A 16,275-nucleotide genomic window follows, 5' to 3' on the forward strand; every position below is an offset into this window, starting at 1 on the left:
TGCTGTCCTGCTTCCTGGGGTGGTGGGGGCGAGGTCCGAGGTTCACGACAGACGTCGCTGGTCGTGCGCGAGCCGCGCCCGGAGGCCGGTGTGGATCGAGACGAAGGTCGCGCTCTCGCGGCCGGTCAGGGTGGCGAGGTTGGTGAGCAGCTTGTCGATGTGGTCGACCAGCTCACGCGGATCGGTGTTCTGCCGGGGCGTGACGGCCACATGCAGCACCGGCTCTCGACGGATGTCGTTCGCGGTGACCTGCGATGACAGGATCTCCGCGCTCCCCGCGAGGGAGTTCTTGACGGCATCCGACACGAACGACTCGGTGACCGTGACACGTCCGAGCGGGTTCTGTGCTCCGCTCGAGCGGAAGGCGGTCTTCGACCGGCGGCCCGAGATGCTGGTGAGGGCGACGATGAGCAGCACGATCACGATGACGATCGCGGCCACTGCGCCGATGCCGATCCACGAGAGGCTGCCGCCGGCGATGGCCGTGGCGGCGATCGCCTGGTCGAGCCATGAGCGGGCGTCCGTGCCGGCCGACGTCCAGATGTCGGTGGCGGTCGGCCAGCTCATGATGGCGATGCCGAGAGCGCCCAGTCCGAGGAAGAGCAGGCCGATGATGAGCAGCAGGGTGCGGTTCAGCGCACGGTTGGTGTTGTTCACAGCTCGTCTTCCTTCTCGTGGGGGCGCTCGATGCGCACGCGGGTGCGGACGCTGCGGGTCAGCCGGTAGGTCTGCAGCTCTGCCTCCGTGGCCGACTGCACGGCGCCCTTGTCGAGGGGGATGCCGGCGCCGGGGCGCACGGTGACGTCGACACTGCGGTGGCCGACTCCGACGGTGATGCTCTCGCGAGCCAGGCCCGTCTCCTCCGAGAGGTGCTGGGCGAGCGCGCTGGCGATCACGCCGTTGTCGACGACGACCGCCCTGTCGCCCGCCTCGAGGGTGTGCCGTGACAGGCGACCCGGAGTGACGGCCAGCACGACGAGCACGACGCCGATCAGGGCGAGCACGACGCTGCCCGCGATCACGAGTCCGGCCGGCTGTGCGGTGGGCAGGCCGACCAGCCATCCGCCCGCCGCGGCGGGACCCAGCAGGAGAGCGGGCTGCGCCGCGAGGCTCAGCACGATCTCGAGCCCGATGTAGGCGAGGGCGAGGATGAGGAGGATGACCGCGACGAACATCGCGACGGTGCGCGGCGAATGCGTCTCGCGTCGGACGACGCGACGAAGAACCGGGGTGCTCATCGCACTCGTCTCCTCTCTGGGATGGTGGCACCGGTGATGGTGAGGGTGATGCGGGTCACGTCACGTCCGAGAAGACCACTGAGACTCTCCTGCAGCTGCTCCTGCAGCTGACGAGCTCGGTCGAGGACGGGGACGCTCTGGGAGATCGCGACGGTGTCGTCGAGATCGGGGATGGGAAGCGGGGTCGCTATGCGCACGGCGATCCCGCCCGGGTGCTCGGCGACGTCGACCTTCACGTCACCGCGCGGCACACCGATCAGGGTTGCGGACGCCTTCTCGGTGACCGTGCGGTAGACGCGTTCCTTCACGTCGATGCGCCCAGGGACGGTGGCCTCTGCGGTGGCGGCCCGCGCGGGGCCGCCACCGGCGGCGAGGTGCTGGTCGACGCGCATCAGGAGGTGCGCCGCCCTGTGAAGGCGTCGGCGAGACCGCGGACGTCGAGCTTGCCGGAGGCGATCCGGCCGATGACTGCTCCGACGCCGGCGAACAGGGCCATGAGGAGGAATCCCCAGAACCCGAACAGCAGAGCGGCCAGGGCCAGGAGTGCGCCGATCAGGGCGCCTGTGGTGGTGGGGGTCATGAGACTCGCGACTCCTCGTTCTCCTGGTTGTCGTCACCGGGGACGTGCACGTCGTTGACCTCGACGTTGACCTCGACGACCTCGAGACCGACCAGGCGGCTGATCGCACCGGCGACGGCGGCGCGCACGTTGCTCGCGACCTCCTGGATCGGGGCGGGGTACTCGACGACGATGGTCAGGTCTGCGGCGGCCTGCGTCTCGCCGACCTCGACCTTGACGCCCTGCGTCAGGTCGGTGGCGTTGACCGCGTCGCGGATGGCGCCGAAGGCACGTGCTCCGCCACCGCCGAGCGCGTAGACACCGGCGACCTCACGGGCGGCGATGCCGGCGACCTTGGCGACGACGCCGTCGGCGATGACCGTCTTGCCCGCGGCATCCGAGTCGGCGGGGACGCGCGACGTCGAGAATGCCGACGTGCGGTCGACGCGCGAACCCGAGGCAGCCGGCTTCGGTGCGGTCGACGTCTGAGCGAGCTCCTTGTCGGCGGGGCTGGTGGGGGTGTTCTGATCCTGAGTTGCCATGACCATTCCTTCGTCTCACGATGTGCCGGCCGGGCCGTGGTGGCTTCGCCGGGAGCGTGTGTGGGTCGCTCACAGATAGGACGAGCGCCGAGCGGGATTCGTCACAGATTCGTCACAGATTCGTCGGGAGAATCTGCGAGACGGCGCCCGAGCGGCGATCGACGGCAGAGAACACGCGGTCGCTGGCCGTGCAGGCACTGGCCGTCGCGGGCCGGGACCGCGAGGATGATCGGATGAGCCACGACTCCCCCGCCACCGCCCTGCTCGTGATCGACGCGCAGGAATCCTTCCGCCAGCGACCCGACGAGTGGGCGGCCACCGCCAACCCGGGCGTCATCGACAACATCTCCCAGCTCGTCGCGTACGCGCGTCGGTCGGGAGACGCCGTCGTGTGGGTCACGCACTCCGAGCCGGGCAGCGGAGGAGTCTTCGATCCGGCCAACGGCTTCGTCCGGGTGGTCTCCGACCTCGACCCGCAGAGCGACGAGATCGCCGTGACGAAGACCACCGTCAACGCGTTCACATCGACCGATCTCGAAGATCAGCTCCGGCGCCGCGGTGTCGGCCGAGTGGTCGTCTGCGGCATCCGCACCGAGCAGTGCTGCGAGACGACGGCCCGGATGGCGGCCGACCTCGGCTTCACGGTGGAGTTCGTGACGGATGCGACGACGACCTCGGCGATCGAGGCGACGGACGGGCTCGCGGCCGTCTCGGGCGACGAGATCATGCAGCGGACCGAGAGCATCCTGGCGGCGCGCGGATTCGCGACGATCGTCCGCACGGCCGACCGGGTGGGTGTCTCCGCCTAGGTTGGAGGACATGCCCTCGCCGCTCGCGCTCCCCGACCTCACCGGCCGCACGATCCTCGTCACCGGGGCGAACGCGGGCATCGGATACTGGTGCGCGGAGATCCTGGCCACGCAGGGTGCCAGGGTGCTGCTCGGATGCCGGTCGGCAAAGCGCGCACAGGTGGCCGTGTCGTCGATCCGCGCGCAGGTTCCGGGTGCCGACCTCGACATCGTGCCGGTCGATCTCGGGTCGTTGGCGAGCGTCGCCTCGGCGACGGCATCGCTCGACGAGCGGCTCGATGCGGTGATCTGCAATGCCGGGGTCAAGGCGGCGGATCGCAGCGCCCGCACCGCGGACGGACTGGACCTCATGGTCGGCACCAACGCGATCGGACACTTCGCCCTGGTCGCCCAGCTCGACCGTCTGCTCGCCGACGACGCTCGGGTCGTGGCCGTCGGATCGCTGGCGCATCGCTTCGCCGAGATCGACCCCGGCACGCTCTCTCAGCCGTGGACGGGTGCGTCGCTGCGTCAGTACGGCCGCTCGAAGGCCGCCCTGATGGCCCTCGCCTTCGAGCTGAACCGCCGGTGGCGGGGCACGGCGCGGTCTGCGCTGTGTGCTCACCCCGGTTACGCCGTCGATCCGCTGACTGCGCACCGCGACGGACTCGCCGCGGTCTCACCTCTGACGCGCGCCCTCGCGTCGGTCAGCCGCCCGCTCGTGCAGGGCAAGGATGCCGGGGCCGCGCCGATCGTGCATGCTGCCGTCGCGGCCGATGCCACCGGCGGCGATTATTGGGGTCCGGGCGGGCTGCTCGAGTTCCGCGGGGCGCCGAAGCGGGTCGCCGCGAGCGCCCAGGTGCGGTCGGTCGACGTCGGCGCGGAACTGTGGTCGGTCGCCGAGCACCTCTCGGGCGTGCGCTTCACGATCTGACGATCTGACGGCGGATCAGGCGAGCTCCTGGAGTGTCGCGGTCATGTCGCCTCCGGCGTCCCCGGTGTTGACCGTTCCCTTCGGCTCGAACAGGATCGCGTGCACCTCGTCCGTCGCCTTCGGGCAGTGCTCGACCCCGCGCGGCACGACGAAGACGTCGTTCGGGTGCAGAATCACGTCACGGTCGCGGAGCTGGATGGTGAGCTGGCCGCTCACCACCATGAACAGCTCATCGGTGTCGGGGTGGGTGTGCCAGACGAATTCGCCCTGGAGCTTGACGACCTTGACGTCGTAGTCGTTGACGCTGGTGAGCCGGTGCGGCTGCCAGTGCTCGGTGATCGCCGAGAGGGCGTCGTGGACGTTGCGCACATCGTCTGTCATGCTCACGAGCCTAGCCACCGGCCGGCCACGGCCCCCTCCCGATGAGCAGCGCTCAGGCGGCTTCGGCATCCCTCGACGGGATCTCGTCGATCGATCGATACACGGGCAGCCCGCGCTCGAGCGCGATCTCGACGTCCTTGTCGGCGCCAGCGGAGTCTCCCGGCAGGCGCAGCACCGCGTCGCAGTGCTGCAGCAGTCGGTGGGCCGTCTCGTACATGACGTCGCCCTCGGCGGCATCCGTCTCGTCCATGCCTCGGAGGATCGGCAGGGCGACCCATTCGCCGATCATCGGCACGTGGCCGAGACGGTGGATGGGGGCCGCGACCTCTTCGAGGACCTCGAGGTTGCGGGCGATCAAGGCGGGGTCGCCGCCCGTGCCGGAGCGGTAGGGGCCGGCGATGAGAATCAGCAGTGGTGTGTTCATGGAGAAGACTGTAACGTTAACCGTGCAGGAACGTGCAACTTCGTGAATGAACGGGATGGAGCTTCGGATGCTGAGTGCGCAACGAAAGGATCATCTGCGCGAGATTCTGCGCAGAGACGGTCGCGTGGTGGCGAAGGACGTCGCCACCGATCTCGGCGTCTCCGAGGACTCGATCCGTCGCGATCTGCGCGAGCTCGCCGACACGGGCGAACTCGTCCGCGTCTATGGCGGCGCTCTGCCGGTTCCGCCGGCCGATCGGCCCGTCGACGAGCGCTCGTCGCTGGCCACCGAGAGCAAGGAGCGGGTCGCCCGCCGCGCCGTCGAGCTGATCCTGCCGGGCTCGACGATCGTGCTGGATGCCGGAACCACGACGCTCGCGATGGCCCGCATGCTGCCGTACGGCGCCGACCTGACCGTCATCACCCCCAGCCCGGCGATCGCCCTCGCCGTCGCCGAGCACTCCGACGCCCGCGTCGTGATCCTCGGCGGCGAACTCGCCCGCTTCTCGATGGTCGCGAGCGGCCCCCTCGCTATGGAGGCCGTGCAGCATCTCGCCGCAGACCTGTTCTTCCTGGGCGTGACGGGCGTCGATCCCGTCCACGGCCTGACCACCGGCAACCTCGACGACGCCGCCACCAAACGCGCGATCGCCGCACGCTGTGCACAGACCTACGTCCTGGGCAGCGAGGAGAAGATCGGCGCCATCTCGCGCTTCCCGGTTCTGAACGTCGACGCCATCACCGGTCTCGTGGTCGACCCTCAGGACGCGAACCCGGTCATCGGCGATCTCGCAGAGGGCATGCCGGTGCTGCGCTGACCGGTGTCAGGTGATGGTCGCCGCCACGATCGTCGGCGTCATTATCGCCACCATCGCGGCCGTGATCGCATCGTTGACCGCCTTGGCGACGGCATCCCCTGCCTGCGATCCTGCCGTGAGCTGCTCGATCCGCTTCTTGAGGTCGCGCGAGGACAGCCCGCCGGACTCCTCGCGCAGGATCGCGTGCGCCGCGTTGAGATTCTGCAGGATCGCAAGCAGCGCCAGGTCGGCCTGCGTCGGAGCCCCCGTTCCGGCGAGCACCGCGGCGAGCCGCGCCCTCAGCGCCTGCTCGGGCGTCGAATCGGATTCGGGAGTGCGTGCCGACCCCCAGCCGAAGAATCCGCGCTCCCCTCTGACGAGCACGCCCTGCACGATGAGCGACTCGACCACGATCTCGAGCGGATCGAGCTTGGGGCGCACCACGAGCGACTGCAGCCGCTTGCCGCGCAACGGCACGAGGCGCTGCAGTGTCGTATCGAGGATCGGGTTGCCCGTCGGGTCGGTCGACACGATGTCGACGACCGGGTTCTTCTCGTCCGACACCGCGATGCGTCCGTGCAGGGCGAGGTCGACGATCACGGCCGCGACCTCGCCGTACAGGCGGTTCACGCTCACCGCGCTCTCGACGCGGCCATCAGGCCGGAGAAGCAGCATGTGGAGTTCCTCGACGATCAGCATGCATCCACGCTATGACGGGCCACCTCACGACGGCATCCCCCGGACGGATGATTCCGGAACACCCCCACACGCACGAACGCCGCGCCCTCCGGAGAGGACGCGGCGTTCGATGAAGAGTGGTTACGCGCCGATCTTCTTGGCATCGTCCGCGTTGAGCACGCGGAAGAGCAGAGCCGCGATGACCGCGCCGACCACGGGGGCGACGATGTAGAGCCACAGCGAGGCCCAGTCGAAGTACCCGCCGACCGAGAGGCCGAGGGCCACCGCCGGGTTGAAGCCGCCGCCCGAGATCGAACCGACGGTCGCTGCGCCGACGAACACCGTCGCCCCGATCGCGAGGCCGTAGAACGAGTTGCCCTCGGTGTCCTTCGAGGTCGCGGTGTTGAGCACGACCCAGACGAGGATCAGCGTGAACAGCGCCTCGACGAAGAAGGCGGGTCCTACCTCGACGACCAGAGCCTCGCCACCGGCGGGCCACACGGCGAAGCTGACCAGCGCGGCGAGCGCGCCACCGACGAACTGCGCCACGAGGTAGGCGATGAAGTCGACGACGCTGAGGCCGCCACGGATGAAGACGCCGACGGAGACCGCCGGGTTGAGGTGAGCGCCCGAGATGTGGCCGGTCGAGAAGACGAGCACGGCGAGCGTGAAGCCGATCGCGAGCGGAGTCAGCGGGCTCTCGCTGTTGATCGCCGCGATGATCGTGAGGACGAAGAGGAACGTGGCGATCGCTTCGGCGAGCGCCTTTCGGGGAGTACCTGACATGAGAAGTGCTCTTTTCTGAGAGGTGAGGGAAGGCGACCCCCGTCCGCCTGCGCACTCCAGCCGACGCACCCTCCGATAACGCCCCCGAATCTAGCGACGGCAGTCGGAGTCCGGGCGTACGCCGCGCTGGCGCCTGTGAAATACCTGAATGCGATGCGACGGCATGTCAACCCCGTCGCCACATCGGCACGCTTGTCCGTACTGTTCCGGGATGACTTCCGACACCGCCACGACGCCGGAGGAGCCCACTCGCCTGCGTCGCGCCATCACCGGCCCCCTGCTGTTCGCCTTCATCCTGGGCGACGTGCTCGGCGCCGGCATCTACGCCCTGATGGGTGTGCTGTCCGAGAAGGTCGGCGGGATGCTGTGGGCACCGCTGCTTCTCGCTCTCCTGCTCGCGCTGCTGACCGCGGGGTCGTACGCCGAGCTGGTCACCAAGTATCCGCGCGCCGGCGGGGCATCCGTCTTCGCGGAGCGCGCCTTCCACAGCCCCGTCGTCTCGTTCCTGGTCGGGTTCAGCATGCTCGCGGCCGGCGTGACGAGCGCCGCGGGCCTGGCGATCGCGTTCGCCGGCGACTACCTCGGCACGTTCTTCGACCTGCCGACCATTCCCGTCGCGATCGTCTTCCTCGCGATCGTCGGAGCACTCAACGCCCGCGGCATCCGTGAGTCGCTCGGCGCGAATCTCGTGATGACGGCGATCGAGCTGAGCGGTCTCGTGATCGTGATCGTCGTGGTCGGGATGTTCGTGGTCGGCGGCGGCGGCGACGCCTCGCGGCTGACTCAGACGCCCGAGGGGACGCCCGTCGCCCTGGCGGTCCTGTCGGGAGCGGTGATCGCCTACTACTCCTTCGTCGGCTTCGAGACCTCGGCGAACATGATCGAAGAGGTCAAGAATCCGCGGCGCACCTATCCGCGAGCCCTCTTCGGCGCGCTCTTCACCGCCGGTGCGGTGTACGTGCTCGTGGGGGTCGCGAGTTCCATCGCACTGCCGGCGTCCGAGTTGCAGGAGTCGAGCGGACCGCTGCTGTCGGTCGTCGAGGCCGCGGGTGCCAGCATCCCCTCCTGGCTGTTCAGCCTGATCGCCCTGATCGCGGTGGCGAACGGTGCACTGCTCACGATGATCATGGTGAGCCGCCTGACCTACGGGATGGCCGAGCAGAACCTGCTGCCCGCCGTGCTCGGCCGCGTGCTGCCGAATCGAAAGACCCCGTGGGTGGCGATCCTCACCACGACCCTCGTCGCGATGGGACTCACGCTCGTCGGCGATCTGGCGACGCTCGCCGAGACCGTCGTGCTGCTGCTGCTCTTCGTCTTCCTCAGCGTCAACGTCTCGGTGCTGGTGCTGCGACGTGACCGCGTCGAGCACGATCACTTCCGCATCTGGACGGTCATCCCGGTGCTGGGCATCGCCTCGTGCATCCTGCTGCTCACCCAGCAGCGAGGGGTCGTCTGGCTGTTCGGCGCGATCCTGCTGGCGGTCGGCGCCGTGCTGTACCTGCTCGCCCGCTGGGGCCGCAACCGCTCCGACCGTCGCGACCACGACGGAGCCCCGTCATCCACCACCACGAAGGAGAACGATGAGCACGCCTGACCTCACCCCCGACGCCGATGACGCCATGACGAGCGAGGAGAAGCGCCACGACCAGCTGACCGCGGCCCCTGATGCCACCGAGGCCGATGCCGCCCCGCGCATCGAGGTCTCGGAGCACGACGGGAACACCCGCATCGACATCCTCCCCGATGCCGCCGTGCGGCCGGGACCCGGACCCGGGGTCGAGGTCGACGACGAGCCCGAGCAGTAGGCGGAGCGGCGGCGAGAACTCGCGCGGGATCGCCCCCGCGATACTTCAGCGTTCCGATATATCACAACTCGCCCCTCGAAAGCAAGCTCTGAGCGTATGCTGACTCCGAGACCGCCTCCGCGGTCTCGGAGTCGGTGACCCGGACCCCGTCACCACGATCGGGGGGACGCCATGAGCATCACCACAGATCCGAGCACCGACACGCGGTCGGATGCCGAGCTCGCCGACGCGACGCGCAGCGGAGACGCCCGAGCGTTCGCCGTGCTGTGGCAGCGCCATTCCGAGGCGGGGCTCCGCGCGGCCCGCGCCGTGACGCGTTCCATCGACCCTGACGACCTCGTCAGCGAGGCCTTCACGAAGACGTTCAGCGCGATGCAGAACGGCGGCGGACCGACCGATGGCTTCCGGGCGTATCTCTACGCCGCCATCCGCAACGCCGCCGCGACGTGGGGCGGCAAGCAGAAGGACATCCCGATCGAGTTCATCGAGGAGATCCCCGATGAGGCCCCCGACGCGATCGAGCAGCTGTCGGACAAGACGATGCTCGCGGCGGCGTTCAAGAATCTGCCCGAGAACCACCGCACCCTGCTCTGGTACCTCGAGGTCGAGGGCATGAAGCCGCGCGAGATCGCTCCGCTGATGGGACTGACTCCGAATGCCGTGTCTGCGCTGGCTCTCCGCGCTCGCGACGGATTCCGCCATGCTTGGCTGGATGCGCTCATCGCCGACCCTTCCCGTCCCGAGGAGTGTCGCTGGGCGTGCGGGCGGCTCGTGCGCCGCTCTCGACGCCCGGTGAGTCGGCACGAGCGCCCCCGCCTCGAGTCCCATCTCGAAAGGTGCGCCGGCTGCACGATCATCGCGCGAGACATCGACACGGCCTCGTCGAAGCTGCGGGCCGTGCTGCTGCCCCTCGCACTCGGCAGCGCCGGGGCAGCCGCCTACGCCGCTCTCGAGCCCGGCGCGGCAGCGAGCGCCTCCGTCATCGGACCGTCCGCCGCACTGCGGACCCGCCGCGTGCTCACCATCGGGATCGCCGCGGGAAGCGCGGTCGCCCTTGCGGCGACGGTCGCCGTGGCGATGGTCGGCCCCTGGTCGCAACCGGCGGCAGACGGCGACCGTGGTGAGGCGTCCGGGCCCGCCGCCCGACCCATCGCCCCGACTCCCGGTGCCACACCCGCGACGGACGACGACACGTCACCGACGCCCCCACCTGTCGCACCGCTCATTCCTGCTCCGGTGGAGCCGCCAGTGCAGCCGGTCGTCGAGACGACTCGGCAGGACACACCTGTGCGCGCCGTTCCGGAGCCGCCGAGCGCCCCGGTGGCCGCACCGCCGGCGGCGGGCCCTCCGGCGACCAGACCCCCCGTGGCGACCCCGCCGGTCGAGATCCCGCCGGTCGAGATCCCGCCCGTGTTCGCGATCGGTCCGGACGGGTGGGACACCAGCAGTCCCCTCGCGGCCTCGGTGAGCGGCACCGGCATCCCCGGCAGCATGGTCGCCGTCATCGACGAGCTCGGATCCGTCCTCGCCCAGGCGCCGGTCGACGGCGACGGTGAGTTCACGCTCTCCGTCGCGGGAGACGAGCTGAGGCAGGGCATGACGCTCACAGCCCAGCACACCTCACCCTCCGGCGACGTGGACCTCAGCGAGCCGGTCGGCCCCCTCGCATTCCCCGTGCCGGTCATCTCCGGTGATCAGCCCCGCCCCCACCTCGAGCGGGGGGATGCTGACGCCGACGGCGAGCAGGACGACGCGCTCATCACTCTCGAGGGCATCCCGGGCGGCTGGGTGCAGGTCGCCGTCGACGGCGTCGTGGTGCCCCACCTCATCGCCATCGACGAGGTGACCTCCGACGACTACATCCCCGACATCCATCTCGGATTCCACCTGCTCACCCTGCGATACGTCGATGCGGAGTCGGGCGTCACCGGTCCTGGAGCCGACTACGCGGTCGTCGTCACCCCGGGCGGCAAGTGACGTCCGGGCACGGATCCGACCGGAATATTGGTTGCGGCGTCAGGAACGGGCGTCGTCAGCGTCTCGATAGTGGGACGAGAAGCCGGCCCTGGGGACCTGAGTCGACTTCGTGTCCGAGAGCTCGCGTTCCCCTACGGACGCGGCACTCGCGGGTGGGGCTGCTCCCCAGTGCCACCCGCATTCCCTTTCGCAGCCGTGGGACCGAGAACGCGAGACCGGAACTAGTTGCGGGCCTGCGCGCCGCGACGCGGTCGCCGCGATAGATTCCCAGTGTGACCACCACGATCGATGACGGCTCGCCCGCACGTCGCAATGCGACGCCCGGGCCCGAACGCGGTGGCGGCCCGACTCTCGCCGAAGTGGCCCAGGCCGCGGGCGTCTCACGCGCGACCGCCTCGCGCGTGCTGGCCGGCCGCGCCGCAGGCAAGTCTGCGAGCCACGCCAGAGTGCTCGCTGCCGCAGAAGAGCTCGGCTATGTCGTGAACGGTCTCGCTCGCTCGATGATGGGCGTCGGGCGGCGCAGCATCGCGTTCGTGTCCAGCATCATGGTCGGGCCCACGTTCGCCTCCATGGCCGGCGGCGCCGAAGACGTCGCGACCGCCAACGGCCACCTCTTCACGATGTGCACGACCGGCGGGGACGTCGAGCGCGAAGCCGCCCTGATCGAGACCCTGAGCGAGCAGCGAGTGGCTGCCGTCCTGCTCGTGGGCTCCACCCCGGCCACCGAGGAGTTCGAGGCGCGGGCGCAACGATACTCGGCCACCCTCGCACGGGTCGGCGCGCAGCTGATCCTGTGCGGTCGAGCGGCTCTCCCCCACCACCCGCACATCGCCTCGATCGACTACGACCACCGCGGCGGAGTCCGCACAGGAGTCGAGCATCTGGTCACTCTCGGCCACCGACGCATCGCGTTCCTCGGCTCACTCGATGACATGACCACTCCGCATCAGCGCTTCCTCGGCTACCAGGACGGTCTCCACGACGCCGGCATCGCGTTCGACCCCGCGCTCGCGGTGCGAAGCAGCAACACCTCGGACGACGCCGCCGCGGCCACTCTCGACCTGCTCGGCCGCGACCCTGACGTCACCGCGATCGTGTGCCAGACCGACATCATGGCGGTGGGGGTGTGCCGGGCGCTACACGCAGAAGGCATCGCGATTCCCGAGCGGATCTCGGTCGTCGGCTTCGACGACATGCAGCTGGTCGCCGACCTGACGCCCTCGCTGACCACCGTGCGGGCGCCGTTCCACGATGTGGGAGAGCTGGCCGGACGCATCGCCGTCGGGGGAGCCTACGACGGCCCGGTCGTGCTGCCCGGTGAGCTGATCGTCCGCGGATCGACGGGACCCGTGCGCTCGGACTGAGCGCACCGCGGCCACATCCGCATCCGCTCTCGACTGTCGGTCCCGTCAGGAGAGGCGGCACGACCGGAGACCCCGGCCGCACCGCCCCGGAGAACGGATCAGAAGGCGCCGAGATCCTCCCATGGCCCGTTCGCATCGCCTGGCGCCTGGTCACGCGTCCACCACCGGGCCCGGAAGGCGTGCCCTTGGTGGGCGATCACCTCTCCGCCCACGTAGACGTACGACGACGTCCAGACCCGCACGCCGTCGCCGGCCGCCGGAACGAGCGCTCCCTGCTCCATCCACGAACCTGTCGCCGAGCTGCCGGGGGCGTCGCCCTTCGTCCACCACTGCGCCGTGTAGGTCGCGCCCTGGTGCGAGACCGCGTCGCCGGCGTCGTAGACGGCGACCGGATCCCACGCCTCGATCGCGGGCGCGGTCGTCACGACTCCGAACAGGATCAGCTCGGCGACGTTCAGAATCTGGCCGTTCACGAGACGCACGTACCGGAAGGCCGTGTCATCCGCCACGGACCACGTCTGCCAATCGAGGGTCTTCGCCGGCACTGACGGGGTGAGACGCGCCCACGTGGTCAGATCGTTCGACCCCTCCAGCCGCATGTCCGAGATGCGCGAGGTGCCGTAGCCGTCCTGCCGCACGAGCAGTTCGGCACCGGACAACGACACGGTCGCGTCGGGGCCGAAGTCCCACACGTTGCCGTAGAGACCGGAGTTGAGTCGGGTGTCGGAGTGCGTCGCGGGGTCGCCGTCGAGCATTCGCGCCGTGTACTGGGTCCACGCGGCGTCCGCCACCCCGTCGGGTCGCAGCACCGCGGCATCGCGGAATGCCGAGTCGATGCGTCCGCCGTCGCTCGACAGGTACAGCACCGAGCCGTCGGTCGTGGCGTGGATCGTGTCGGCGCGACGACCGTCGGCCGTGGTGAAGTCGACGGTGAATCCGACTCGGCCCGACTGCGCCTCGCCCGCGGCGATGGTCGCACTGGCGATCCAGGTCCCGGGCGACGGCGACGTCACCTCGGCCGGGGCTCCGAGCACGGTGACCGCGACGCCCGCGTTGTCGGCGGGTCCGGTCAGCGTCACATCGACGCTGTCGCCGGCGACCACTCGACCGGCGACCGCATCGGACGACGCGATCGAGACCGCATCCATCGACCCGACGGCTTCGCTCCTGGCGCCGTCGATGCGCAGCTCGGCGATGCTCCAGATTCCCGGATACGCGGGATCCGACGGCACACCGGGCTCATCGACCTGGAGCTTCACGAACCGGAATGTCGAATCGCGCACGTCGCTGCGCACATCGATCCACTCGATCGTGGCATCCGTGCCCACGTTCGGATGCGCGGTGAGCAGCGTCCAGATGGCGCCGTCGTTCGAACCGTAGACGTTCGTGCCCTCGGCGCGATTGGCGAAGGTGTCTCTGGCCTGCAGGCCGAAGCGCTCTGCGTCGAGACGGAAACCCGAACCGAAGTCGAACACGATGCTCTGAACCCGCTGGTCACCCCAGGTCGACTGGTTGTCGCCGTCGGCGAGCGCCGTCAACTGGGCAGCCGTGATAGGCGGGGCCGACACGAGCGAGCGGTAGTCGAGCGTGCCGTCCGGCAGCACCGGGGTGAGCGTCACGAGGTTCGACACGGCGTCGCCGAGCGCTTCGAGAAGGATGCCGAATGCGGCAGCATCCGCCGATGCGACTCCATCGTCCGCGGCGCTTCGCGCCTCGGTCATCCGCGCCCAGCTCGCCGAGGTGTACTCCGCGCTCTCACCGACGCGGGCGACGAGTTCGGCGATCGCCCCCGTGCGGTCATCGGCGATCGTGACGGTCACGGGCAGCGCGGTCACGGTGGTCCCGTCGGACGCCGCGAGGGTCATCGCGGCATCGCCTGCCTGGTCGGGCGACCAGCTGAGCTCGTCGCCCTGCAGCACCGCACCGGCGGGCGCGTCGTGCAGTGCGAGGGTGACGGTCTCGCCGTCGGCATCGGTCGTCCCGATTCCGCGAGTCCACGGCTCCCCCGCCACCAGCACGACGTCGAGTGCGGGCGCGTCCGTGAACCGCGGTGGCGTGAGCACGCCGTTCGCCTGAGCCAGGAGCCCCGCCACGTCGACCCGAGCATCCGAGCCGGTCGCGCGAAGGAAGACGATGTTCTCTCCCACCGCACCTGGGGCCGCCGCGAGCGCCAGGTCGAACCACACGTACCGCCAGTCGCCGCCGGTGTCCGGGATCACGACCTCGGTGAACGGGGCCTCGTCCGCCGTGCGGGAGGCCTGCAGCCGGGCGGTGCCGTCGCTGCGCACCTTCACCCCGACCAGGGACTGCGACGCACGGTCGCCCCATATCGCGCGCCGGATCGCGAGGTTCGCGTCATCCGCACCGGCATCGAGACGGATGAAGGAGGTGCCGTCGGCATCGGCCTCCCGCTCGGCGCCGTCGCCGAGCGGGGTGCCGAATGTCGTGACCGACAGCTCGGCGCTCGGAGCGAGTGGAGCGACCGGGTCGTCGACCTCGGCGAGTTCTTGCGGGAATGCGACCCAGTACTCGGCGCCAGTGTAGTCCGAGCCGCGATCGTTCCAGAAGTTCTGCACGCCACTGCCGTAGTAGTAGAGCGGGCCGTCCCTCTGCTCGTAGAGGTCGGCGACATGGGGCGCAGCGTCGGCCACATCGACGTCAGCGACGTAGCGGTACTGCAGGTACGCCTCGCTCAGCGGATCCTGCAGTCGGCCACGGTAGGCCTGCGAGATCGCGCCCCCCTCGTTCGCCGGAACGTACGGCACCTCCTCGCCCATCATGAAGGCATAGAACGTGTCGGCACCGTCGAGGATGCGATCATCGAGGAACCGGTAGGGCGAGACCGCATCCGACGCACTCGACACGGTGCCGGTGACCGGATCGAGTCTGGTCCCCTGCGCGTCGACGATGCGGGCGAGCGCCACGAAGATGTCGACGTCGCCCTGACCGTGCGCCTGATCGCGCAGCATCTCCATGTGCTGCACGAACGGCTCGCCCGTGGGGTTGCCGGGAGCGTCGGCCGGGATCTCGCGGAACAGCTGTGCGAGCGATCCGTTGACGTTGCCGCCGTACAGATCGTGCTCGCTCTCGTATTCCGAGTTGACCGTGAACCACTCCACGCGCTCGGCGTAGAGCTCGGCGTCATCGAGGAAGATCGCCGCGGAGACCATGCCGATCACGCCGTAGAGGTGCTGGTTCCACAGCCGGTTGTTCGAGAAGAGGAACGTGCCGAGCACCGGTCGGACCAGGTTGTCCTCGATGCGCTGCTCGTCAGCATCCGTCCACCGCAGGTCGTATCCGTCGAGGCTCTCGTTCGCGGGTTCCGTGCTGCGGATCACTTCGGCCGCGATCAGCATGTAGTACAGCGGTACGCCCGTGTGGATGTGCGCGTCACCGAAATATTGGTACTTCGCTGGGTCGAGGCTGCTCCAGGTGCGCAGCACGTGCAGAGCGTTCGCACGATACTGCTCGTCACCCGTCACCGCGTACTCGAGCGCCTGGGTCATCGCGCCGATGCTGTCCTTCAGCGCCATCGACCTCATGCCAGCGCTCGCGTAGGCGTCGTTCTTCGGGACGTCGGTGCCCGGCTGGGCGTTCTCGGCGCGGAAGTCGCGCGAGGCGTAGCGCGTCGCCACCATCGCGTCGTAGTAGCTCGCCCACGGATCGACCCCGGCCCGCACCTGGGTGCGCATGTTCTCGAGGTGGTCGGCCGAGAAGCCGATGCCGGGATGCGCGAACCCGGCATCGCTGACGGTCTGCTCGATCTCGGGCAGCGGCGCCTGCACGGCGGCTTCGAGAAGCGAGGATGCCGGTGCAGCGGATGCTGCGGCGGCGGGCGGTGCGACCAGAAGCGCGCCGCTGAGAGCGATCACGCCCGCTGTCAGAGCGCCGATCGTGCGTCGGATACTGCGGTGTTCGATCTTCATCGATCTCTCTTCCGTGACTGCGCCGTCGAGTGACGGCGGGAGGGCATGCAGGAGGGGAACGTCGCGGTGATCTGCAG

At 69.5% G+C, this 16,275-nt stretch carries 17 protein-coding genes; 7 read left to right on the plus strand and 10 right to left on the minus strand.

Annotated features, from left to right (window positions below):
• Positions 1-42: 42 nt before the first annotated feature.
• Genes AKG07_RS11715 through AKG07_RS11735 form a run of 5 tightly spaced genes read right to left on the minus strand, consistent with a single transcriptional unit; the run spans position 43 to position 2,339 of the window.
• Entirely contained in the window at positions 43-657 is a 615-nt protein-coding gene (locus AKG07_RS11715) for a hypothetical protein (RefSeq protein ID WP_053098097.1), read from the minus strand.
• The gene (locus AKG07_RS11720) at positions 654-1,238 is read right to left on the minus strand and encodes a DUF6286 domain-containing protein (RefSeq protein ID WP_053098098.1); all 585 of its coding nucleotides are present in this window, start codon (positions 1,236-1,238) and stop codon (positions 654-656) included. The genes AKG07_RS11715 and AKG07_RS11720 overlap by 4 nt, the downstream gene beginning before the upstream one ends.
• Entirely contained in the window at positions 1,235-1,630 is a 396-nt protein-coding gene (locus tag AKG07_RS11725; protein WP_053098099.1) for a hypothetical protein, read from the minus strand. The genes AKG07_RS11720 and AKG07_RS11725 overlap by 4 nt, the downstream gene beginning before the upstream one ends.
• Positions 1,630-1,818, minus strand: a complete 189-nt coding sequence (locus AKG07_RS11730) for a DUF2273 domain-containing protein (RefSeq protein WP_053098100.1) — start codon at positions 1,816-1,818, stop codon at positions 1,630-1,632. Before AKG07_RS11730 ends, AKG07_RS11725 begins: the two co-directional genes overlap by 1 nt.
• The gene (locus AKG07_RS11735; RefSeq protein ID WP_053099288.1) at positions 1,815-2,339 is read right to left on the minus strand and encodes an Asp23/Gls24 family envelope stress response protein; all 525 of its coding nucleotides are present in this window, start codon (positions 2,337-2,339) and stop codon (positions 1,815-1,817) included. Before AKG07_RS11735 ends, AKG07_RS11730 begins: the two co-directional genes overlap by 4 nt.
• Before the next feature lie 233 nt (positions 2,340-2,572).
• On the opposite strand from AKG07_RS11735, the gene AKG07_RS11740 reads away from it, so the two are divergent.
• Together AKG07_RS11740 and AKG07_RS11745 are read left to right on the plus strand one after the other, a co-directional pair.
• On the plus strand, positions 2,573-3,148 hold the full coding sequence (locus tag AKG07_RS11740; RefSeq protein WP_053098101.1) for an isochorismatase family protein: 576 nt from the start codon (positions 2,573-2,575) through the stop codon (positions 3,146-3,148).
• A gap of 10 nt (positions 3,149-3,158) precedes the next feature.
• Positions 3,159-4,061: an SDR family NAD(P)-dependent oxidoreductase gene (locus AKG07_RS11745; RefSeq protein WP_053098102.1), complete on the plus strand. Its 903-nt coding sequence runs from the start codon at positions 3,159-3,161 to the stop codon at positions 4,059-4,061.
• A gap of 15 nt (positions 4,062-4,076) precedes the next feature.
• Here the strand turns inward: AKG07_RS11745 and AKG07_RS11750 are convergent, their stop codons facing one another.
• Together AKG07_RS11750 and AKG07_RS11755 are read right to left on the minus strand one after the other, a co-directional pair.
• Positions 4,077-4,442 (minus strand): cupin domain-containing protein, encoded by a 366-nt coding sequence (locus AKG07_RS11750; protein ID WP_053098103.1) that lies wholly within the window; start codon positions 4,440-4,442, stop codon positions 4,077-4,079.
• Between the two features lie 52 nt (positions 4,443-4,494).
• Positions 4,495-4,866, minus strand: coding sequence for a DUF4406 domain-containing protein (locus tag AKG07_RS11755; RefSeq protein ID WP_171821956.1), 372 nt, complete (start codon positions 4,864-4,866; stop codon positions 4,495-4,497).
• A gap of 67 nt (positions 4,867-4,933) precedes the next feature.
• Between AKG07_RS11755 and AKG07_RS11760 the strand changes: the two genes are divergently transcribed.
• Complete coding sequence (locus AKG07_RS11760) at positions 4,934-5,683, plus strand: DeoR/GlpR family DNA-binding transcription regulator (protein ID WP_053099290.1); 750 nt, start codon at positions 4,934-4,936, stop codon at positions 5,681-5,683.
• A gap of 6 nt (positions 5,684-5,689) precedes the next feature.
• On the opposite strand, the gene AKG07_RS11765 is transcribed toward AKG07_RS11760, so the two are convergent.
• Both AKG07_RS11765 and AKG07_RS11770 read right to left on the minus strand, forming a co-directional pair.
• A complete protein-coding gene (locus AKG07_RS11765) occupies positions 5,690-6,361 on the minus strand; it encodes a GOLPH3/VPS74 family protein (RefSeq protein WP_053098104.1) in 672 nt (223 codons plus the stop codon).
• Positions 6,362-6,481: 120 nt separating this feature from the next.
• Positions 6,482-7,126 carry an MIP/aquaporin family protein gene (locus AKG07_RS11770; RefSeq protein WP_053098105.1) on the minus strand — a complete coding sequence of 215 codons (645 nt, stop codon included), beginning with the start codon at positions 7,124-7,126 and terminating at the stop codon, positions 6,482-6,484.
• Positions 7,127-7,337: 211 nt separating this feature from the next.
• On the opposite strand from AKG07_RS11770, the gene AKG07_RS11775 reads away from it, so the two are divergent.
• From AKG07_RS11775 to AKG07_RS11790, 4 genes are all read left to right on the plus strand, one after another.
• A complete protein-coding gene (locus tag AKG07_RS11775; protein WP_053098106.1) occupies positions 7,338-8,720 on the plus strand; it encodes an APC family permease in 1,383 nt (460 codons plus the stop codon).
• On the plus strand, positions 8,707-8,931 hold the full coding sequence (locus AKG07_RS11780; protein WP_053098107.1) for a hypothetical protein: 225 nt from the start codon (positions 8,707-8,709) through the stop codon (positions 8,929-8,931). The genes AKG07_RS11775 and AKG07_RS11780 overlap by 14 nt, the downstream gene beginning before the upstream one ends.
• Before the next feature lie 171 nt (positions 8,932-9,102).
• On the plus strand, positions 9,103-10,908 hold the full coding sequence (locus AKG07_RS18200; protein ID WP_053098108.1) for a sigma-70 family RNA polymerase sigma factor: 1,806 nt from the start codon (positions 9,103-9,105) through the stop codon (positions 10,906-10,908).
• Positions 10,909-11,180: 272 nt separating this feature from the next.
• Complete coding sequence (locus AKG07_RS11790) at positions 11,181-12,272, plus strand: LacI family DNA-binding transcriptional regulator (protein WP_053098109.1); 1,092 nt, start codon at positions 11,181-11,183, stop codon at positions 12,270-12,272.
• Between the two features lie 98 nt (positions 12,273-12,370).
• Here AKG07_RS11790 and AKG07_RS11795 read toward each other — a convergent pair whose 3' ends face one another.
• A complete protein-coding gene (locus AKG07_RS11795) occupies positions 12,371-16,198 on the minus strand; it encodes a carbohydrate-binding protein (protein WP_053098110.1) in 3,828 nt (1,275 codons plus the stop codon).
• Positions 16,199-16,275: the final 77 nt, after the last annotated feature.

Source organism: Microbacterium sp. CGR1 (assembly GCF_001266755.1).
GTDB lineage: Bacteria > Actinomycetota > Actinomycetes > Actinomycetales > Microbacteriaceae > Microbacterium.